Genomic DNA, 19,118 nt, shown 5'->3' on the forward strand with positions numbered 1-19,118 from the left:
GCTATTTAATTCGGTTAATTAACCACTAAAGTGCCGCTAGTATTTACGGTTACGATTCGTCTAACACCTACACTATCAGTAATATAAAATCCATCGAATACATTCGCCCCCCGTAAGTTTTGCTTTCCTGTTTTTCCTTCTAAATCATTATTAAACAACTGAATATTTGATGTAGTAGCAGTAGATTGTACGCCATACTGGTTTTGATTACCACTCACGTTCATTCTGACTTTATTATGCGCAATAAAACCATCAGAAGAGGATGATGTTAATAAAACACCACTTCTAGTATTATCAGTTTCTATAGCTGGAGAATTTATTACATTATTATTTATAGAAAATCCTTTAACATAAGCTACATATAAACCGTGCCGTCCTGTGCCATTAATAATATTACCTTCAATAATAAAATTTGATGTTAACCCCATATTACGAAAGCCAACGTCAGGTTCATCTGTAAACACTGTTTCCCTAACAACATCTGTAATTTTATTTTTAACAAAATTCATATTTGAGACATAGAGAAGGTAAGCAGCACGATAAACATTTTTAAAAATATTGGATTCAATTGAAACATTATCTGCTAACCGGATAAAAATGGAATCCGTTAAAGAAGGTATGTCATTATCAAAGATATTTCCTCTAATTACAATGGATTCCATTTTTGAGACTACCCCACCAACAAACCAGGCTCCCGCTTCAATATCTCTCCCAATAGTATTTCTGAAAATGTTATTGTCAATAATGATATTTTTACTAGTTTCGACAATAGTAGATGGATTAGAAATTATTACACCTCTTTGGCAATTTAAGAAAGAGTTATTTTGTATTATTGTGTCTCTGTATTTAAAAATACGAACACCTGCATAAGTCAAGTTTTCAAACGTATTCCCAATAATTTTTATATTTGAATTATAAACTCCGTCCACTTGCCCGTGATCCCCTACACCAACCGCCCAAGCAGTTGTTCCTTCTGTACCGCTAGAGCCAAAATAACAGTCTTTTATAGTTACGTTTCTACTTGGAGTACTATCATAACTCCCAAAAGCGGGAAATCCCCCTTCTGAATGTGAAGAAATTTGAATAGCTTCCGAATATTCCCTCCCACCAGAATCTTTGTATCCCAGAAATTGACAATTTTCAATCAGTACATCAGAACAACCGGAAACATCAAACCAATGTCCGAATATCATATCTTTGAATACCATATTTCTAGCTGTAATATTCTTCCCATGTCCTAAACTGATTCCACTAAAATTTGAAGGGAAATTTATAATGTTTCCATCCAAAGTTCCGCCTTCAAAGGTAATATTCCCATTTCCCTCATAGCCGGTATAGTTGCCACCATATTCACCATTTAGAAAAAAAGAGCCATCATGCGCTCGGAGTATTGTTGCATCACTATCCAATGTGATATGCGTATTACTATAAACATTCAATACTGATGTTATTTTGTAAGTACCACTTGGGATGAAAATATGAACATTACTACTTTTAGCTAAGTTTAATGCATACTGAATAATTTGCGTATCATCTGCCACACCATCCCCAATAGCACCAAGTGTTTTTATATTAATCCCTCGTTCTTTCAAATCTATATTTGTGTTTTCTATAGATGATGTAACTTGACTGTGTTCTGTATCTAACCTTGCTTTCAATTTAAGATATGCGTATCCATTTTCATCTACCCTAGCCTGTGCTGCCTCAACGCTAGAGTCACCATTAATAACAATAGTATCAAGTTGTGTCTGAGTATCTTCCGAAAGTTCCTTTGCCTCATTTGCAGTATTCAGCGCCTCGGTCGAATTTTGCTCCGCACGCTCACTCGCCAAGATGCTCTCGTTTATTTTCACCCGCCCTTTGTTGAGCGAGTCTTGTTTGTTAATTAATTCCGCCATATTTAACCTTCCCTCCTACGCCCAATAAGGCTTACATATATTTGTCTCGGAATTTAACTCGCATTTTAATGTTTATACCGTTACCACCAATACTTACTTGATTCTCTCCTGAATAAAGAACAAATTCGCCAAAACTTAGGTCACCAAATACATTAACTCCGTTTCTTACCGCCGTGTAATTCTCGCAATCTATCTTCCAAGTTTCGTTATTAAATGGCGGTAAAGCGATTGTATTTCCATTTGCACTTATATTAAGACTAGTCGCTGACCCTTCGATTTCGAATTTCGGTTTAACGTTATAACCATCCACGGTAATAATAAATGCCTTAGGCGAAGTAATATCAATCGCTCCACCAAGTCCATGGTGTCCAAGAAGGTAATTATATTCAAACGTCACCACATCGCTACCCCATACGATTTCATCCGCATATATTCGTGAGTAAGCGAACGGGTCACTTGCTTTCAGCGGCAATACAAACGTACCAGCACGCGATATTCGGTTAACCGGTACCACACCGCTAAGAGTCGCCTTATACAATTTATCTGGTTCATAATCGTAAACTAATTCGACTTCTTTCGGTCGCCCATACTCGTCGAGCAACATCGTATTCAATTCGCGTATTAATTGTTGCGCGTCTGCTAATGTCGCTTGGTTGTTAAAACCACATGATAAATTTAACTGACGCGCATCGAAATAACTTCCAAAATTATATTCGCCATGCCTACCCGGAATAACAAGCGTCTTATCCCGTGTTTGTGGTAGCGCAGGTTCTTCGGAATCGGCGAGTAAGTGAACGCCGAAGTCCGCTAACCTTATACCGTTAATACTTACGCTAGATTCCGACAGTGGATCTCCTATAAACGTATAATTGGACATGCGAATCACCTCCGCCCTTTCCTAACTTTAGCTTCTTTTGTTTTTTGCGCCAATTTCTCAGCTATCCGATTGATGTCCGCTTCCTCACGAACAATAAATGTGGCACCTTCAAGCATACCTCTATAATTATACGTGTCTCCTCTATTGACTCCTTGATCTTCCCCTACTAAATTCGCCTGCATTTGGGCCGTTATTTGATTGGCGTGACCGAGAAAATCACCTACATCAATTCCTGCTAGTTTTGGTTGCTCCGGTGTTGCAGCTTCGGAAATTTTTTGCGCCATTTTTGCAATAGCAGATAATTCGTCTTGCATACCAAGGATTAATCCCTCACCGAGCATCTGTCCTATTTGATAACGGAACACACGCGACGGAGATTTGATTCCGAAGAAGTTGGTAATCGCATTTTTGATATTACTTCCGATTTCCTTTACTTTAGCGATCGCCTCTTCCTTCTTTTCTAAAAGGCCTGTGATAAGACCACTAATTAAGTCTTTTCCGGCTTTGAGCATATCTCCGACAAATCCACCAATTCTACTTAAAAATTCTTTTCCAAGTTCTAATGCAGCCTCCCCTAACTTTTCGATTGATCCAAGTAATCCAGTTACTAATTCTACGACTAATTTTCCGCCCATAATGATTATTTGTGGAATCATTTTACCGATTCCTTTTAGGAGCTCCCATACGAGTATAATTGCGGCTGCGAGTAGTTGTGGTAGCGAAGTAATTAACCCCTCAACTAACGCAACTAAAATCTTGATCCCAGCCTCGATTATCACAGGTAGATTTGTAATTAACGCGTCCAATAACGAGGTAATTAAGAGAAGTGTCGCGTCAATTAAAGCAGGTAATGTTTCGATGATACCGTCAATTAGGCTAGTTAATAATAATATACCGGCGTCTATAATCATCGGTAAATTTTCAATCAAGGTGTCTAGTAACGATGTTATCAGCAATATTGCAGCTTCAATTAACATAGGCAGTGCGCCTACAATCGCTTCAATTATGGTGGTTAAAACCTCAATACCTACTTCAATCAAGGTTGGTAGTACTTCGACAATCCCCGAAACTAACGTAGTGATAATCAAAATTGCACTTTCTAGTAAACCAGGTAAAGCTAAGGTAATACCTTCTACTAGTGCGTTTATCAATGTTATTGCCGTTTCTGATAACATCGGAATTGCCTCGACCCACGCATCGAGTAATGTAGAAATAATTTCTGTAGCAGTCTCAATTATTTGTGGAAGGGAATCCGTTAACCCCTTTATTAGGTTAACCATGATTTCACTACCCTTCACAATAGCTCCGGTTGCCATCTCCGCTAAATTTATAATAAACTCCGACGCCATTGTAGCCATGTTATTGATGGCTTCCGAAAATTCCATTTCACCTTTAAACACCTTAAACATGTCGCTTACAATGTTCGTTTTAGTCGCTAAGAACATTAGTCCCCCAATTAACCATCCAATAGGACCAGTTAGACCTAAAAAGGTGGTTAATAATGATGGAAGAAAACTAGCTACCTTCTTCACTATGTCAAAAAAGGACAATCCTGCGTCCTGCATCTTCTCGAATCCTGCCCCAACCAAATCCGCAACAAATCCAAATCCTTCCATTACCCCATTTAATGCACCAGACCCGAACTTTTTAAATGTTTCACTTACTGCACTAGTAAATCCGGATAATGATTTAGAGACAGCTCCTACCATTTCGAAAGTTTTTTCACGAATACTGTCCCAGTTTTTTACGATAACTACTGCAAGCCCTGCTATGATCGGTATTAAAATTCCAATACCCAAAAATATTGCTATAAATTTTAATACCATTGATCCAGCCAGTCCCATAGGAGCTACTATGGCTCCAATTGAAGTTATTACCGAACCTACGAACATCAGTAATGTTCCAAATCCTGTTGCAAGTGCTGCTAATGCCGCTCCAACTATCACCATTGTCGTTATAAACGTCTTTGTGTTATCGCTAGAGTTTGCGAACCATTCTGCGAATCTAGCGAAGGCGGAAATGACTGGGTCAAATACGTCAATCATTCCGCTTAAAGTTTCCATAAATGGACCTCCGATGGCAGTAACTATATCTTTAAAACGGTTTCGTAAGACTTTCACCTTGGACGCGAAGGTTCCGTATTGTTCCCCAGCCTCCCTCGTTAGTGCACTATTTTCGTCCCAAGCTACATTACCTAGTTGAAGTGCATCAGTAAATACGTTAGAAGCTCCAGCAGCGCGTAACAAAGTGTCTTTAACATGAGTTTCTCCAAGTCCTAAATCCGATAAGACTTCGGCTGTATTGGCGCCACCTTTTGATAATTTATCAAGTCCACCAATGAATGCGATAAGAGCGTTTGCCGCATCTTGTTCAAAAGCTTTCTTAAAGTCGCTAGACGACATTCCGGCTACTTTCGCAAATTTTTCGAGTTCTTTTCCTCCGTCCAATACTGCATTGTTCATATTTAGAAATACGCGCGAGAACGCTGTACCTCCAGTCTCGGCATTTATACCAACTGATGATAACGCACCTGCGAACGATAGAATCTGTGCTTCGGATAGTCCGATTTGATTACCGGTATCAGCAAGTCTAAGTCCCATTTCCACAATTTCCGCCTCAGTGGTCGCCAAATTGTTACCTAGATGGACAACCGTACTCCCGAGCCTGTCAATATCTTCCATTGACATCCCCGTAATATTCGCAAATCTCGTAAGTGCAGTAGCTGCATCATCCGCACTTATATTTGTAGCTACTCCCATATCAATCATAACTCGCGTAAAGTCTAACAGGTGGTCCTTACTAATCCCTAACTGCCCAGCTATTTCTGCTACAGAAGCGATTTCTTCTGAACTTGCCGGAATTTCATTCGCCATATCGCGGATACCTTTTGATAGCTTGGCATATTCTGCTTCAGTTGCTTTTGTAGTCTTACGAACACCAGCGAAAGCTAATTCATAATCACTCGCAGCCTTAACTGCTATGCCGATTCCAGCTAAGGAAGCAACCTTTATGTCGCCAAATATTTTGGTAATTGAGGCTCCTGTCGACTCAAACTTACCACCTAAATCTTGTAAATCCTTACCTACGATCTTAAGATTACGCTGGAAGTTGGATACATCTGCACCTACCCGAACTAACACGTTTCCTATCATTTAGCATCAACCTCCTTTCCAGTTAATTTCGTTAAATCAAATTGCCCTAGCCATTCTTGTGCACGTACTTGTTTTTCAAGGACACTCTTGACCTTTGTTTTTGTCATATCTTCTTCTGTAGGGCGTCTGTATAACTCATCCGGCTTCGGCAATTTACCGTGCTTTCCTTTTCCTCGAGATGCCGCTGCATACATAATTGCGTACATAGCTTGGCGTTCATTTTCATCGTGTGTACGCTCGACGTTTTCTTCGCATATCATCGCAAATTCTCGGTGTGTCATGCGGAGTATTTTGTAGGGCTCTAATCCTAGATACCGCCAACCGTGACGGATACACTCTTCAACCTCGATATATCCAGCATCTTGATCGACGGTTACTTCATTAGTGCTTCGATTTGTTTCTTCGCCTTCGGATCTTTTTGGAACATCTTGTCTACCGTCTTCTTGTAGAAAAAACTCTCAGCCACAACTCCATAGGACACTTGATTAATGAAGTCTAAATCGATTTTTTCTTGACTAATTCCTTGCTCAATCGCCTTTTCAACGTCCGATTTTTTAAACCCTTTTTTCGTGTGGAATAATCCCGCATGTACAATTGATACAAACGTATCTATGTCCCCAGACAGTGCTTTTTGAATGAGCATAAAGGCACCACCTTCGTATAGACCATTTAAGTATTTTACGCTTTCTAGTGTTATCTTTAATTCATGCTCTTCGCCATTTATTTCAAAAAGTTTCATATTGATAAGCCTCCGATTATTTTTCGATTTTTATATAAAAGGCGGGATAATCCCGCCATTAATTACTTTTTTTCCTTGTCTACATCTCGTCCATAGATTCTTTCACTACGGTATAGAGGGTCACTCTAGACGATTCTGTAACCTCCCCAAGTACACTAGGGTTACTAGTTATTATCAGATGCGCCTTCCGGAAGTTCTGCTAGTGTACCCTCTTGAATTGAACCGTTTAGTGAACCCTCTAACGTATAAGTTGCATGTTCACCGTTTGAGAAGGATCTTTCGAAAGATGATATCATATAGTTTCCAGCTTCCGTAGTCATAGTTCTCGTATTAACTTCAATAATCTTTACGAATTTCCTTTGTCGTTGTGCTGTTTTAACATAGGCGATAGCGGTGTCTCCCTCAGTTAATACGCCTTCTACCGAGATGGATTGCGTTACATTACCATAATCAGACCCACTCTTATCCTTTGTACTTAAATCAATAGCGTCCGCTTCAGAAGTTGTAGATCCACTTGTTTGGTTAAATAGGCGATAAGTTCTAGTTGTTTCTCCTTCTGTGTCGCTTGGAACCTCAACTAAATAAAGAAATTCTTCTCCTCTAAATTCAACTGCCATAATTAATTTTCCTCCTTATTTTTATGTGAAATGATTGACCTCATATCGAAATAAAGTCAGTGCATTTTCATTTTATTCGAAGTTCAGCCGCACTTAGCGGTACTTCTTTCGTTACTTCCACATGAAAAAGCCCGGACGTTGATTCGCCCGAGGTTATATATAGTGAGTCCACGGATAAAAGCATTTCGTGTATTTCACCTTGTTTCTAGTTTTTTTGAAAGCTATAAGCAAAACCAAAGCCGAAAGGAATTTTGTCTCTGCAAGCTTATATTGTCTTGATTTGTATTCAAGGTTATTCTTAATTTCTTCAACGGTGATACCGTCTAATATTATTTCGTCTTACATAATATAAGTGCTGATCTTAATATTCACCGCCTATCTTCACTGGTTTTTCAACTCCTTGTTTGTCCGTATTCCGGTCCGATTTCTTCCACAGAAAATCAAACCCCGTATATTTCTTACAAATTTTTGTACGCCATGATACATCATCTCCCCTTTTAGGTTATATTTTTGGACAGAACAAAGTACCACTTTTTGTTTAGCAAGCGGTGGTAAAAACTGCCTCTATAATGTATAGCCGTGAGAAGTCATAAAATACAATACTTTTTCGCTAAATTACTCGTGAATTATAAGTAATTACCGGTTGAACCTTCGTAAATTCCATATATCTCCTCAATTTTTCCATATTTTGTGCATGTATGTCAGTATCACGTAAATGTTCATTTATTATGTTTATTTTTCTCCGATTCATTTCCCGAGACTTTTGGCGGTAGTCCTTTCCATCTGTACCAACCTCATCCGCCCATTTTATCGATACTTGCGTTTTATTTCGCCTAGCCTCTTGTCTCTGGCTCATAATCGGATATTCGATATGTGTCATCTTATATACATCAGGATTCGTTATCTCATCGTCTAATATTAACGTCGCCAATCGGTTTAATGCACTTACATCTGGACGTTCTCCTACTTGTCTAAAGTACTCATCCGTATAATACTGAACCAGCCACATTCGCTGATTACGATCCATTTTCGATTTGTTTTCATAAAGGTTGTCGATAACCTCATTAAGTTTCGATTTATAATCACTTGTGAAGTCAATCATTTCCCAGATTCCCCTTTCCATAACTTAATCGATATCCCTCGTCATGCTTCGCCCAATATTCGAACACAGCTGCAATTTTAGAAAGGGTTGTTGCGATATAATTTCCTACAGCTTGCTGCGAAATCCCTAACTCCCTACCTGTCTGTCCCTGTGTCCAATCTTTGATAAATACACAGTTTATGGCACTTTTTTGGCGATACGTTAAGTGTGCTAACTCAATCGCAGTACTAAGGTCCGCTAATATCACAATCGCATCTGTATCTCCATCATATTGCCTTTTAACTAGCGCGTGATAGTCGGATAATAGTAAACGAACACCTTCCGGATTATCAAGTGCATAGGCTTCGTCTATCCTTCGTTCCTTTTCAGTTAAATCGATCGTAGTTGAAACTATAATAATCAACTCCCCTTTCTTCATTCCTTTTATATTGTTTATAAGGTTGAATTCGATGTTTTTTTATTTGTTGGAAATGTACCATCAACCTTGTTCATAAGATTGGGACAAAGTTTTATTTTCTAAAATCAATCTGTTAGTAAAGTTTGCTTATTAACTTTTTTCTTCGCTATCTAACTCATACTCTTCAAGAGATTTCTTTGTTTTGATTATTAGTCGCAAAACCATTTCTTCAAGTTCCCCTTATTCTAGCTTCACTTCTTTATTTGGTTGTTCAATGGAACTATTCATTTTTTCACTTCCCCAACGGTAGGTTACAATTAAACCAAAAACAAATAACCATGCAGTAATATGAGGAATTGCTTCAGTAGTTATCGGCAAAACACCGGTAAGGATTCCGCCAGCAAAGACTGATACGATTAGTCCGAAGAAATATCCGACGTAAGCTGCGATCGTAATGATTACTGGAACTAGGAATACAACCAACATTGCGTAGCCGGTCAGCTTTAGTGCGTCAATAAACACGTTCATTTATTCATCCTCCTTCTTGAACACGTAGATACTGCGTTTAGATGTATTGCTAAAAAACGCTTTCTCGACAAACTGTGTTACCCATTAACAGTAGAATTAATAACTTAGTTATTTTGATGATCAAGTTTACAGCCTCACCTACTTTACAAAGAATAAAAGACATCTCACAAAGAGATGTCCTTTGACAAACTGGTATGCTATTACTATAAAACGTTTTATCAATAGAAAACATTCCTACTATTTACTGCTAGAAAAGGTCAAGTTTAGGTCATGAGCAAACTTCAACACTCTCATTATTTCAGCATGTTTTTTATAAATGTACCCAGCACTATAGTTTAATTGTTCGGCAATGCTTTCTAAGGTCCTATCTTCTACGTATTTTTGATAAAGGATCTGATGATCTATTCCTTTAAAAGAACTAATTAATTTCTTAGCATCATATAAATCATTCATTTTATGAGCTAATTCATATTCTAGTTCAAATATAGTATTTTCAAGATTAGCAGCTACTGACTTATCATTTAACTTTACATTTTGCAGATCTCCGGAAGTCCACCTTTTTAATTCCTTCTTGTTTCTTGCTATTTGATATTCAAGATAATCCATATCCTGTTGTAATTGTTGATAGTCCTTTATCCATTGATACATCATTCTCTACCACCTTTTCCTTCCATAAGAAATCGTTTTTAATCCTTGTAATTCAAGCTATACCTATTTCTAGATTACTTGGTTAATATTCTCCACCTATTGTTCGTAAATTTAATATAGAAAGTTTTAATGCCCTGTATTTATAACTAAATCTGATACACTTGTTGCATCCAGTCAAGAAGATATGTTCTATTAGGTTTGGAAATAAATTAATGATTATCACCAACCTATATGCTACAATATGTTTGATAATGTTTTATTTAGGCTCACTGATTCCCGTCAGTGGGTTTTTCTTTCGCCTAATTTGAATATCTTTGATAACTAGTACTGCTCGTCCACTCTTTTAAATTTCAGCGAATAATCAAATGTATTTGTTAGCTACACTTCTACTAACTCTCTTTGCTCACTCTCTTCTATCATTTCACTTCTTCAATTGAACTAGCTACACCTGAAATAGCTAAACCTTTTAACCTCAACTTCTAAACACCTAAAATTTTTTTAATGTGTTTAATATGTTCTTGCACCTTTGGTCCATTTTTTCTACCATTGATAATGTCAGATAAATAGGCATTTGAAATACCAACTATATAAGCTAACTCCTTCTGACTCATCCTCCGTTTAAATAATATCGATCTGACCATTACTCCCGAATCTTCTGACATGACTCTACCTCCTTCTTTATAGAGAATAGCTAATTTATTAGCTAACTTGCTAAAAATAATTGACCTACATTAGCTTATATGCTATTATATAGGCATAGATAAATAAGACTTGAAAAAGCCTTGAAATAATACATTTATCCCATTCTTCTAGGAAAGAATAGTATACAAAATGGTCGGGAATTTCTTTACTCTCTTTGGCTAATAAATTAGCTTATAAACATACTATATTAGCTTTTGCGCTATTTGTCAACAATAGATAGCGTGAAAGCCAATATATTTCGTTTTAAGTTATAGAAAGGTTGATATATATGAGTTTAGTACAACGAATTAAAACTCTATGTGACGAAAAAAAAGTAACTTTTGCAGAAGTAGAGAGAAAAGTAGGTATCTCTAACGGACAAATTCGTCGTTGGGATACTTCATCACCAAAGATTGAAAATGTTAAAAAGGTTGCAGACTTCTTTAATGTTTCTGTCGACTATCTCCTTGGCCGTACTGATAAACAAGTTATTAATGTAGAAAATGAACCATCTACCATTGCTGCCCATCACGATGGAGAAGATTGGACAGAAGAAGAATTAGAAGAGATAGAACGATTTAAGGAATTCATTAAAACAAAAAGACAACAATAGGGGGTGCTTAATGATGCAGTATGAAAAGCTTTTAGATGAAGCTTCATCTTTAGGGTTGTCTGTTTACGAAAGATATCTGAAAGGACAAATTAAAGGTCTATATAGTGATAATGTTATATGGATGAACAAGTCCCTTCCAACTTACGCTGAGAAATATTGCATTCTTGCGGAGGAGATGGGCCATTATAAAACCTCAGTAGGTAATATACTCGATCAATCAAAGATTAACAATCGCAAACAAGAACAACGGGCTCGATCCTGGGCTTATGAAAAAATAGTTCCTTTATCCAAGATTATACAAGCACATAAAGAACGAATTATAAATAAATATGAGTTTGCGGAATTTTTAGGAGTTACAGAATCATTTTTAGAAAGAGCTCTTGAAAGATATCAAGAGAAATATGGCGATGCAATTAATTACGAGGGCTATACCATATGCTTCAATCCATTAGGAGTAATCGAATGGTTTGAAGACATATAATTTTTTACACAAAAACAGAACATACGTTTTGTTTTTAGTGATAATAATGCTAGTTCTGACTAACACATCAAGATATGAAAAGGAATTCGTAGAAATGAAACATAGAAAATAGTATCCAAATAGAATAAGAATACCTAAAAATAAAAACCCTTGTAAACTCATAGTTTACAAGGGTTTTGTTAACGTCCCAGGAGAGATTCGAACTCCCGACCCACAGCTTAGAAGGCTGTTGCTCTATCCTGCTGAGCTACTGGGACATATGTAGAAGAGCGGGTGAAGGGAATCGAACCCTCGACATCAGCTTGGAAGGCTGGAGTTTTACCATTAAACTACACCCGCATATGAGTAAGTGAAAAATATTAAAATTGGATTTACGAAAAACATGCCCCTGCATCTACAAGCATATTCAAAGATGTTTATTCTTCGGGGCAACTCGTAGCATATTCGGTAGAAGCAAAGCTCGTGGCTGGAGTTTTACCATTAAACTACACCCGCATATAAAAAATGAAAAGCTATTTTGTTAATTTAAATTAACTAACTTGTTTTTAGTCACAAGACTTATTATATGTACTTTATATATTATTGTCAACAGTAAAATTTAAAGTTACAATTTACGGAAAACTTAGTGAAAGGATGATTCTATATATTAGAAACATCCTTCACTCACTAAATAGAAGTTGTAAATGATAAATCCTCAAGTTGTGTACCATCTATCGTTAAAAAGTTAACCTTGATTGAATCTTTTGTTTCCCATTGTAAAACTGCATAAGTTTTTTCAGGTCTTATGCGTGGTTGTCTAATACTACCTGGATTAAGAAAAAGCTTGTCTCCAACCTTTTCTGCCCCAGCTATATGAGAATGACCGAAACATACAACATCAGCACTTTCCTCTTCAGCACGGTAAGAAAGACTCATAAGGCTACTTTTTACTTGATGTAAGTGACCGTGAACTACAAAAAATAATAGTCCACCAATTTCTATCTTTTGTTCATTAGGAAATCTTCCATAAAAATCACAATTTCCGGCTACCGTGATGACATTTTCTAGCTCCAATGCTTCCTCACTAAGTTCGGAGTCACCACAATGAATCATATAATCTGCTTTTTCTCGTTCTTTAATTGTCACTATTTCATTTGTTAACCCATGACTATCACTCATGATTACAACCTTTGTCATGCTCTTCACTCCACTAGCTTAAATTTTGAATCCATTCTTCTAATTGAACCATGGCGTGATATCGATGACTAATTTTATTCTTTATATTAGGCTCTAGCTCAGCCATTGTTTGCTCATAGCCTTCAGGGATAAAAATCGGATCATAACCAAAGCCATGACTACCGCTCTCGGCAAGCGCTATTTTCCCTTCACAGCTTCCTTTTTTAAACAGTGTTGGTTGCCCAGGTATAGAAACTGATAGGACACAAACAAATCGTGCAGTGCGATTAGGGTCCTGTACATTTTCCAATTCCTTTAATACTTTTACTATATTCGCCTGGTCATCCTTTGGCTCCCCGGCATACCGTGCAGAAAATATTCCTGGCCTACCATCTAGTGCATCAATCATTAGGCCAGAATCATCAGCCATTACCGGTATATTTAATAGCTTCATAATCCCCTCTGACTTTAATGCAGCATTTTCTTCAAAGGTTGAACCGGTCTCCTCGATATCAGGTATATCTTCCTCTAGCTCTAGCAAAGAAATAGCATTAATCCCATACTTGGCGAACATTATCTTGAATTCTTCAGCTTTCCCTTTATTTTTAGTGGCGATAATTAATTGCTTCATTTATTTTCCATCCTGTCCCTTTAAGGTTTCACCGATACGACCAGCTAAATCTCCTAACACTTCTTCTTGTATGCTAAAAATAGTTGCTAATCCGTCATTTGCAAGTCCCAATAGGGTATGTAATTGATTCATGGAAAATGTAGCTTCCTCGCCAGTTCCTTGAATCTCTACAAATTCTCCTGCCCCTGTCATCACCACATTCATATCGACATTGGCATGAGAATCTTCCTCATAATTTAAATCCAAGATCTCCGTTCCATCTGGTAATATTCCTACAGAGGTAGCAGCAAGAAAATCAGTAACGGGCATTTTTTTCAATGTGTTATTGTCTAGTAACTTGCCAAATGCAAGAACCATTGCTACAAATGCACCCGTAATAGAAGCTGTTCTCGTTCCCCCATCAGCCTGAATTACATCACAGTCAATCCAAACAGTTCTTTCTCCAATTTGCTCTAAATCAACAACTGAGCGTAGTGCTCTACCAATCAGTCGTTGTATTTCCATTGTTCTACCTGATACTTTGCCCTTAGAAGATTCCCTAATATTTCGATCCTGAGTTGCGCGAGGTAGCATGGCATATTCAGCTGTTACCCACCCTTTTCCTTGTCCGCGCATAAAAGGAGGGACTCTGTCTTCAATGGTTGCATTGCAAATCACTTTTGTTTCGCCTACTTGAATTAATACAGAGCCTTCGGGATGTTTGATAAAATTTGTTGTAATTGTAATAGGTCTTAAACTATTTTCACTTCGTTGATCGTTTCTCATGTAAAATCCTCCTTATCTCAAATTAGCTTATCATATTTTCTGTTCTTGATTCATCCTTTTTCCATTGAAATGTAAAAAAACAAGAGGAGCATTCCCGCTCCTCTTCGATTAAAACTTTTGTGATGGTGTGAAAACGTCTCTTGTTACAGGCTTTGTATAAACTTCTCCACTTTCATTTGCAATTTGCTCGACATTTTCTACTCTCACATTAACTGCTTCAACAGACTCTTGCTCTGTTAATGTACGCACTAGGGTCTCCATTACTTCATCCGCAATTACACCGCTCTCCATGTCTTTTAAGACATTTTGGTTAAATACAATTTCTAGTACACCGCTATCCAATTTCGGGTTATCCACTAGCATTGTTGTATTATTAAAGACATGCATAAGATTCGTATCGTAGGCAGGTCCATCAATCAGTGCCTCTACAATTGCTTGATGAATATTTCCATCCTTTGCCTCTATATACTGTGTTACAGGAACAAAATATTGTTTATCATCATGTTCTGTTGGAAAGTACATCGTAACCGCTTTTCCATTTATTAAATCCACTGTATCTGATGGAACGATATTAATACCATTTGCTCTTGTATAGCCATTTGCAATAGATGTACCACTAACAGGCATTTCCTTAAGCTCTTCGCCATTAATACGAAGCTTTACCCGCTCCACACTATCAAACTGTGTTAGTGTAAATGTCATTGCTTCTAGTATTTTCACTTCATCCTCAGCAGCATATTCCTTAAATTCCTCAGATAAATCAACTGTAATTGTACCATCCTCAATACTTAAGCCTAGCACTTCAGTTCCTGCTGGCAGTACTGCTTGGAATCCATTAGGTAGTAGTGAAGTGACTGGACCATCTTTCACAAGATACTCCAAAATTTGTTGAGCAACCTCATTTGACTCAGGAACTGGTAATTCAAAATTCTGTGGTGCTACTAATCCGTTTGAATCTAGTAAAAATAATTGACGTTCAACCGTTTCTTCCGCTTCCTCGGTTTCTTTATTTGTTTCACTTCCGTCCGACTCTGTCTTGGTCTTGGTATCCTTCTGACCATCAACTTCTTCAGCATTTGGAGGCGGGTCCATATCAGGCAAGGATTGTTCTCCTTGGAAACATCCACTTAGAAGTAATAGCGTACAAAAGAGCGCAAGCAGCATCAGAATAAATCGTTTTCTCATGTCATTCCCTCCTACGATGGTTTGTACTACTATATATACGAGCCTATTTTAAATTTAGACCTGATGAATAAAAATAATAAAAAAATAATTTGTTTATAAAATTAGTGTAATAGCTTAATTGACTATAGATTTTTAGAGACAAATTTGCGGTTGTCTGTAACCCTCCTTTGGGATATTTAAAGGAGAAATGAAACTATGTTATAAGATGGTAATATTATTTACGATGTATTCCATTGTTCTGTTTATCTATACAGTCTCAGAATTACAAAATGATTTCCTAAAAACTACATAACAAAAGCCAAATCATCCGGTGTAAACCTAACTAGGTTACATCCAATGATTTGGCTTTTGCTGGTAGCTTATATAATAGCTTTTTCAATTGATACCGTTTTTAAGTTATCTACTGAACTATCGAAAATCCGTTTAGTTAACGATGTAAACGCCTCTACATCACCAGTTGTATAGAATTGATGTGAAAATTGTTCCTCAACATCATTTAACAACTGGTTCATCTCTAAGATGGCACTTGTTTCTCTAGCCGTTTCTTCACTAGAAGAAATTAGTGTAACATGTGATCCAATAGACTCTTGGATCACATCCTTAAGTAACGGATAGTGGGTACATCCGAGAATCAATGTATCCATCTCATTGTTTATTTTTAAAGGCAATAATGCTTCTTCAACGGTTCTCTCTGCTAATTGACCAGAAAGGATTCCCTTTTCCACCATCGGAACAAATGTTGGGCACGCTAAGGGATAGGTAACGATATCCGATTTTATTGTTTGAAGTGCCTGAGTATAGGCATTACTTCGGATAGTACCTTCAGTCCCAATTATTCCAACATGGTTATTTTTAGTTGATTTTATTGCAGCACGTGCACCTGGTAGTATAACACCTACTACTGGGATTGATAATTTCTCCTGTAATTCTCCTAAGGTATATGCAGTAGCTGTATTACAAGCTATTACTAGCATTTTAATATTTTTCGTTAATAGAAAATCTACCATTTCCCATGTGAAAGTTCTTATTTCGTCTGCTGATCTTGGTCCATAAGGACAACGCAGTGTATCTCCCAAATAGATAAGCTGTTCTTTAGGTAATTGTCTCATAAGTTCATGAACAACTGTTAACCCTCCGACACCAGAATCGATTACTCCAATAGGTTTATTCAAAAAGACCGCCTCTTCTAAGATGTTATTTTTTATTTACGAATTTTCATTTATAGTTTTCATTTGATCATGAAGTAAGTCAAGTAATTCAATTAATGAATTGGTTTGTTCTTCTGTAAAATTCTCTAATACTTCACCTAAGTATTGTTGACGTTTGATTATAACTTCTTTAATAATTCTTTTTCCTTTTTCAAGTACATGAATTCGTACAACACGTCGATCATTCGTATCCCGTACTCTTTCCACTAGTTCGTTTTTTTCCATACGGTCTACGAGATCAGTTGTTGTACTAAATGCTAAGCCATTTTTAGCGGAGAGTTCACCTATTGTCAAATCCCCTTCCTCATGTAACCATTGAAGCGCAATAAATTGAGGATTGGTTATCGGATAATTATTTAGTATCTTTCGACCATTTTGCTTGATTGCACCAGCAATGTGTCGAAGTTTTTTTTCTAATTTTGCTAAGGCTTCTTCTGAGATTTGATTTTCCAAGTCTTTACCTCCCGAACTTCTATCGATATAGTCATATTTTATCATAAAAGCTCGAATAACCTATATTATATTTATAAAATCATGAAATTCAATTAAAAAATTGAGGTATATTAATATATTTTATACTTATTTGAAATGTGCGCACCGTTTAGTGTTACTCACATAAGCTATTAGTGACTAAATAATTTCCCTTCGTACTGCAGCTCTATGACAGCAAGGAGGGGTTAACATTTGAAGGACAACGAGTACAAACCGAAGCAACTACTGACTAAACGGGAAAAAGAGGTATTCGAGCTCTTAGTTCAAGATAAAACAACAAAAGAAATTGCCCAGGAATTGTTTATATCCGAAAAAACTGTCCGTAACCACATTTCAAATGCTATGCAAAAATTAGGAGTCAAGGGGCGTTCTCAGGCAGTTGTAGAGCTTATCCGTATGGGTGAATTAAAGCTCTAGAAAAAACCGACTTTCCTTAAAGGAAGTCGGTTTTTATTGAATAGATAATATCGACCAATACTTCTATAACTTATTCTTCTTGAATTTGCATACAATTATCAAACAAGTAATAATTTAATAACTCAGTCTTCACAGAATAAAGATGTAGTTTAAATTAGACACAGTATAAGTAAATAACCAATGAATTATGATACTTAGCTAATTATCCTTTTTAGTTACTTCGAAACGCTGACGATAAACGCTCTTTTACCTGTTCTCCTAAAGCGAGTGGTTTACCTGTTGACGCATTAATATAAACAATCCGTCCTCTTCCAGTTAAGCACACTTCATCATTTTGATTAACACCCATGTAATGGATGTCAAATGATGTTTTTCCAACCTCAGCTGCCTTAACATATATTTTTAAACTATCCTGGAAAAATAATTGCTTTAAATAATCGCATTGTAGATCTGCTACGATAGGTATACCTTCCATATCAGATTCATTTTCAAATAAACCGACTGATTTTAAGTATTCGATACGTGCCTCTTCAAAATAGATAAATGGGCTTACATTATTGACATGCCCAAACATATCGGTTTCAGAAAAACGAATGCGGATAGGAATAGAAAATGTAAATTCATCCTTCCACTTTACAAAGTCTTCTATATAATTTATTTTCCGCATAAGATCTCTCCCTTTGTTCTATGATGAAAAAAGACCCTTACCTTGGTATGAGGTAAGGGTCTGGTTGTTTATATTCTACTTAGTGTGCGTTATCGCTACCAAAGAAGTTTTTAAATGATTGAATAGCAGCTGCACGGTTCATAGCTGCAAGTGAGGTTGTTAATGGAATACCTTTTGGACAAACTTGAACACAGTTTTGTGCGTTACCACAACCTACAAGTCCGCCTTCCTCCATTAATCCTTCTAATCTTTCACTTGCATTCATTTCACCTGTTGGATGCGCATTGAATAAACGAGCTTGTGAAATTGCAGCAGGTCCAATAAAGTTTGATTTATCATTCACATTCGGACAAGCTTCTAAACAAACTCCACAGGTCATACATTTTGATAATTCATATGCCCATTGACGTTTTTTCTCAGGCATACGTGGTCCAGGTCCAAGATCATAAGTACCATCAATTGGAATCCATGCTTTTACCTGTTTAAGTGCATCAAACATACGCTCACGGTCAATTAGTAAATCACGAACTACCGGGAATGTAGACATTGGTTCAAGACGAATTGGTTGTTCTAATTCATCTACTAGTGCCGCACAAGATTGTCTTGGCACACCATTGATTACCATAGAACAAGCACCACATACCTCTTCTAAGCAGTTCATGTCCCATACAACTGGTGTAGTCTTTTCCCCTTTTGCATTAACGGGATTTTTACGAATTTCCATTAAGCCAGAAATAACATTCATATTTTTACGATATGGAACATTAAATGTTTCTTGATATGGAGCAGAATCTGGACTATCTTGACGCGTAATAATAAATGTAACCGTATTTTGTTCAGCCATTTCTGATTACCCCCTTCGCTT

General features: G+C 36.9%; 22 protein-coding genes and 2 tRNA genes. 3 read left to right on the plus strand and 21 right to left on the minus strand.

Annotated elements, in window-relative coordinates; translation table 11 throughout:
• Positions 1 to 14: 14 nt before the first annotated feature.
• From KI338_RS11780 to KI338_RS11830, 11 genes are all read right to left on the minus strand, one after another.
• A complete protein-coding gene (locus tag KI338_RS11780) occupies positions 15 to 1,898 on the minus strand; it encodes a right-handed parallel beta-helix repeat-containing protein (RefSeq protein ID WP_212921195.1) in 1,884 nt (627 codons plus the stop codon).
• A 31-nt stretch (positions 1,899 to 1,929) separates the two neighbouring features.
• Positions 1,930 to 2,775, minus strand: coding sequence for a phage tail domain-containing protein (locus tag KI338_RS11785; RefSeq protein WP_212921196.1), 846 nt, complete (start codon positions 2,773 to 2,775; stop codon positions 1,930 to 1,932).
• Positions 2,776 to 2,780: 5 nt separating this feature from the next.
• Positions 2,781 to 5,927 carry a phage tail tape measure protein gene (locus KI338_RS11790; RefSeq protein ID WP_212921197.1) on the minus strand — a complete coding sequence of 1,049 codons (3,147 nt, stop codon included), beginning with the start codon at positions 5,925 to 5,927 and terminating at the stop codon, positions 2,781 to 2,783.
• Positions 5,924 to 6,187 carry a hypothetical protein gene (locus KI338_RS11795; RefSeq protein ID WP_212921198.1) on the minus strand — a complete coding sequence of 88 codons (264 nt, stop codon included), beginning with the start codon at positions 6,185 to 6,187 and terminating at the stop codon, positions 5,924 to 5,926. Before KI338_RS11795 ends, KI338_RS11790 begins: the two co-directional genes overlap by 4 nt.
• A 113-nt stretch (positions 6,188 to 6,300) precedes the next feature.
• Positions 6,301 to 6,666, minus strand: a complete 366-nt coding sequence (locus tag KI338_RS11800; RefSeq protein ID WP_212921199.1) for a tail assembly chaperone — start codon at positions 6,664 to 6,666, stop codon at positions 6,301 to 6,303.
• A gap of 164 nt (positions 6,667 to 6,830) precedes the next feature.
• Positions 6,831 to 7,283, minus strand: a complete 453-nt coding sequence (locus KI338_RS11805) for a phage major tail protein, TP901-1 family (RefSeq protein ID WP_212921200.1) — start codon at positions 7,281 to 7,283, stop codon at positions 6,831 to 6,833.
• A 610-nt stretch (positions 7,284 to 7,893) separates the two neighbouring features.
• On the minus strand, positions 7,894 to 8,385 hold the full coding sequence (locus KI338_RS11810) for a hypothetical protein (RefSeq protein ID WP_212921201.1): 492 nt from the start codon (positions 8,383 to 8,385) through the stop codon (positions 7,894 to 7,896).
• Positions 8,378 to 8,788, minus strand: coding sequence for a sigma factor-like helix-turn-helix DNA-binding protein (locus KI338_RS11815; RefSeq protein ID WP_212921202.1), 411 nt, complete (start codon positions 8,786 to 8,788; stop codon positions 8,378 to 8,380). The genes KI338_RS11810 and KI338_RS11815 overlap by 8 nt, the downstream gene beginning before the upstream one ends.
• A gap of 234 nt (positions 8,789 to 9,022) precedes the next feature.
• Positions 9,023 to 9,310, minus strand: a complete 288-nt coding sequence (locus tag KI338_RS11820; protein WP_212921203.1) for a hypothetical protein — start codon at positions 9,308 to 9,310, stop codon at positions 9,023 to 9,025.
• Positions 9,311 to 9,547: 237 nt separating this feature from the next.
• Positions 9,548 to 9,958, minus strand: coding sequence for an RNA polymerase sigma factor sigma-70 region 4 domain-containing protein (locus KI338_RS11825; RefSeq protein WP_212921307.1), 411 nt, complete (start codon positions 9,956 to 9,958; stop codon positions 9,548 to 9,550).
• Positions 9,959 to 10,437: 479 nt separating this feature from the next.
• Positions 10,438 to 10,620, minus strand: a complete 183-nt coding sequence (locus tag KI338_RS11830; protein WP_212921204.1) for a helix-turn-helix domain-containing protein — start codon at positions 10,618 to 10,620, stop codon at positions 10,438 to 10,440.
• Positions 10,621 to 10,928: 308 nt separating this feature from the next.
• On the opposite strand from KI338_RS11830, the gene KI338_RS11835 reads away from it, so the two are divergent.
• Both KI338_RS11835 and KI338_RS11840 read left to right on the plus strand, forming a co-directional pair.
• Positions 10,929 to 11,252: a helix-turn-helix domain-containing protein gene (locus tag KI338_RS11835; RefSeq protein ID WP_212921205.1), complete on the plus strand. Its 324-nt coding sequence runs from the start codon at positions 10,929 to 10,931 to the stop codon at positions 11,250 to 11,252.
• 10 nt (positions 11,253 to 11,262) lie between these two features.
• Positions 11,263 to 11,733, plus strand: coding sequence for an ImmA/IrrE family metallo-endopeptidase (locus tag KI338_RS11840; RefSeq protein WP_373306342.1), 471 nt, complete (start codon positions 11,263 to 11,265; stop codon positions 11,731 to 11,733).
• Positions 11,734 to 11,916: 183 nt separating this feature from the next.
• On the opposite strand, the gene KI338_RS11845 is transcribed toward KI338_RS11840, so the two are convergent.
• The 8 genes from KI338_RS11845 to KI338_RS11880 all read right to left on the minus strand — a co-directional run bounded on the left by KI338_RS11845 (position 11,917) and on the right by KI338_RS11880 (position 17,175).
• A tRNA-Arg gene (locus KI338_RS11845) sits at positions 11,917 to 11,990 on the minus strand.
• 11 nt (positions 11,991 to 12,001) lie between these two features.
• A tRNA-Gly gene (locus KI338_RS11850) sits at positions 12,002 to 12,072 on the minus strand.
• Between the two features lie 327 nt (positions 12,073 to 12,399).
• Positions 12,400 to 12,909, minus strand: a complete 510-nt coding sequence (locus KI338_RS11855) for a metallophosphoesterase (protein ID WP_212921206.1) — start codon at positions 12,907 to 12,909, stop codon at positions 12,400 to 12,402.
• Positions 12,910 to 12,922: 13 nt separating this feature from the next.
• Positions 12,923 to 13,519 (minus strand): XTP/dITP diphosphatase, encoded by a 597-nt coding sequence (locus KI338_RS11860; RefSeq protein WP_212921207.1) that lies wholly within the window; start codon positions 13,517 to 13,519, stop codon positions 12,923 to 12,925.
• A complete protein-coding gene (gene rph, locus KI338_RS11865; RefSeq protein ID WP_212921208.1) occupies positions 13,520 to 14,284 on the minus strand; it encodes a ribonuclease PH in 765 nt (254 codons plus the stop codon).
• A 108-nt stretch (positions 14,285 to 14,392) separates the two neighbouring features.
• Positions 14,393 to 15,469: a GerMN domain-containing protein gene (locus KI338_RS11870; RefSeq protein WP_212921209.1), complete on the minus strand. Its 1,077-nt coding sequence runs from the start codon at positions 15,467 to 15,469 to the stop codon at positions 14,393 to 14,395.
• A gap of 359 nt (positions 15,470 to 15,828) precedes the next feature.
• Positions 15,829 to 16,641, minus strand: coding sequence for a glutamate racemase (racE, locus tag KI338_RS11875; protein WP_212921210.1), 813 nt, complete (start codon positions 16,639 to 16,641; stop codon positions 15,829 to 15,831).
• Positions 16,642 to 16,674: 33 nt separating this feature from the next.
• Positions 16,675 to 17,175: a MarR family winged helix-turn-helix transcriptional regulator gene (locus KI338_RS11880; RefSeq protein WP_212921211.1), complete on the minus strand. Its 501-nt coding sequence runs from the start codon at positions 17,173 to 17,175 to the stop codon at positions 16,675 to 16,677.
• Between the two features lie 186 nt (positions 17,176 to 17,361).
• Between KI338_RS11880 and KI338_RS11885 the strand changes: the two genes are divergently transcribed.
• Positions 17,362 to 17,586, plus strand: coding sequence for a helix-turn-helix domain-containing protein (locus tag KI338_RS11885; RefSeq protein ID WP_010099041.1), 225 nt, complete (start codon positions 17,362 to 17,364; stop codon positions 17,584 to 17,586).
• 211 nt (positions 17,587 to 17,797) lie between these two features.
• Here KI338_RS11885 and KI338_RS11890 read toward each other — a convergent pair whose 3' ends face one another.
• Both KI338_RS11890 and sdhB read right to left on the minus strand, forming a co-directional pair.
• The gene (locus tag KI338_RS11890; protein WP_212921212.1) at positions 17,798 to 18,253 is read right to left on the minus strand and encodes an acyl-CoA thioesterase; all 456 of its coding nucleotides are present in this window, start codon (positions 18,251 to 18,253) and stop codon (positions 17,798 to 17,800) included.
• 79 nt (positions 18,254 to 18,332) lie between these two features.
• Positions 18,333 to 19,097, minus strand: a complete 765-nt coding sequence (sdhB, locus tag KI338_RS11895; RefSeq protein WP_212921213.1) for a succinate dehydrogenase iron-sulfur subunit — start codon at positions 19,095 to 19,097, stop codon at positions 18,333 to 18,335.
• Between the last annotated feature and the right edge of the window lie 21 nt (positions 19,098 to 19,118).

It is taken from the genome of Ornithinibacillus bavariensis (assembly GCF_018333235.1).
GTDB classification, from domain to species: Bacteria; Bacillota; Bacilli; order Bacillales; family Amphibacillaceae; genus Ornithinibacillus; species Ornithinibacillus bavariensis.

Excerpts from the sequence above, each read along its gene's own strand:
- KI338_RS11780 (WP_212921195.1), bottom strand. The coding sequence starts at position 1,898 with ATGGCGGAATTAATTAACAAACAAGACTCGCTCAACAAAGGGCGGGTG.
- KI338_RS11785 (WP_212921196.1), bottom strand. The coding sequence starts at position 2,775 with ATGTCCAATTATACGTTTATAGGAGATCCACTGTCGGAATCTAGCGTA.
- KI338_RS11790 (WP_212921197.1), bottom strand. The coding sequence starts at position 5,927 with ATGATAGGAAACGTGTTAGTTCGGGTAGGTGCAGATGTATCCAACTTC.
- KI338_RS11795 (WP_212921198.1), bottom strand. The coding sequence starts at position 6,187 with ATGATATGCGAAGAAAACGTCGAGCGTACACACGATGAAAATGAACGC.
- KI338_RS11800 (WP_212921199.1), bottom strand. The coding sequence starts at position 6,666 with ATGAAACTTTTTGAAATAAATGGCGAAGAGCATGAATTAAAGATAACA.
- KI338_RS11805 (WP_212921200.1), bottom strand. The coding sequence starts at position 7,283 with ATGGCAGTTGAATTTAGAGGAGAAGAATTTCTTTATTTAGTTGAGGTT.
- KI338_RS11810 (WP_212921201.1), bottom strand. The coding sequence starts at position 8,385 with ATGATTGACTTCACAAGTGATTATAAATCGAAACTTAATGAGGTTATC.
- KI338_RS11820 (WP_212921203.1), bottom strand. The coding sequence starts at position 9,310 with ATGAACGTGTTTATTGACGCACTAAAGCTGACCGGCTACGCAATGTTG.
- KI338_RS11825 (WP_212921307.1), bottom strand. The coding sequence starts at position 9,958 with ATGTATCAATGGATAAAGGACTATCAACAATTACAACAGGATATGGAT.
- KI338_RS11830 (WP_212921204.1), bottom strand. The coding sequence starts at position 10,620 with ATGTCAGAAGATTCGGGAGTAATGGTCAGATCGATATTATTTAAACGG.
- KI338_RS11835 (WP_212921205.1), top strand. The coding sequence starts at position 10,929 with ATGAGTTTAGTACAACGAATTAAAACTCTATGTGACGAAAAAAAAGTA.
- KI338_RS11840 (WP_373306342.1), top strand. The coding sequence starts at position 11,263 with ATGATGCAGTATGAAAAGCTTTTAGATGAAGCTTCATCTTTAGGGTTG.
- KI338_RS11855 (WP_212921206.1), bottom strand. The coding sequence starts at position 12,909 with ATGACAAAGGTTGTAATCATGAGTGATAGTCATGGGTTAACAAATGAA.
- KI338_RS11860 (WP_212921207.1), bottom strand. The coding sequence starts at position 13,519 with ATGAAGCAATTAATTATCGCCACTAAAAATAAAGGGAAAGCTGAAGAA.
- rph (WP_212921208.1), bottom strand. The coding sequence starts at position 14,284 with ATGAGAAACGATCAACGAAGTGAAAATAGTTTAAGACCTATTACAATT.
- KI338_RS11870 (WP_212921209.1), bottom strand. The coding sequence starts at position 15,469 with ATGAGAAAACGATTTATTCTGATGCTGCTTGCGCTCTTTTGTACGCTA.
- KI338_RS11880 (WP_212921211.1), bottom strand. The coding sequence starts at position 17,175 with ATGATAAAATATGACTATATCGATAGAAGTTCGGGAGGTAAAGACTTG.
- KI338_RS11890 (WP_212921212.1), bottom strand. The coding sequence starts at position 18,253 with ATGCGGAAAATAAATTATATAGAAGACTTTGTAAAGTGGAAGGATGAA.
- sdhB (WP_212921213.1), bottom strand. The coding sequence starts at position 19,097 with ATGGCTGAACAAAATACGGTTACATTTATTATTACGCGTCAAGATAGT.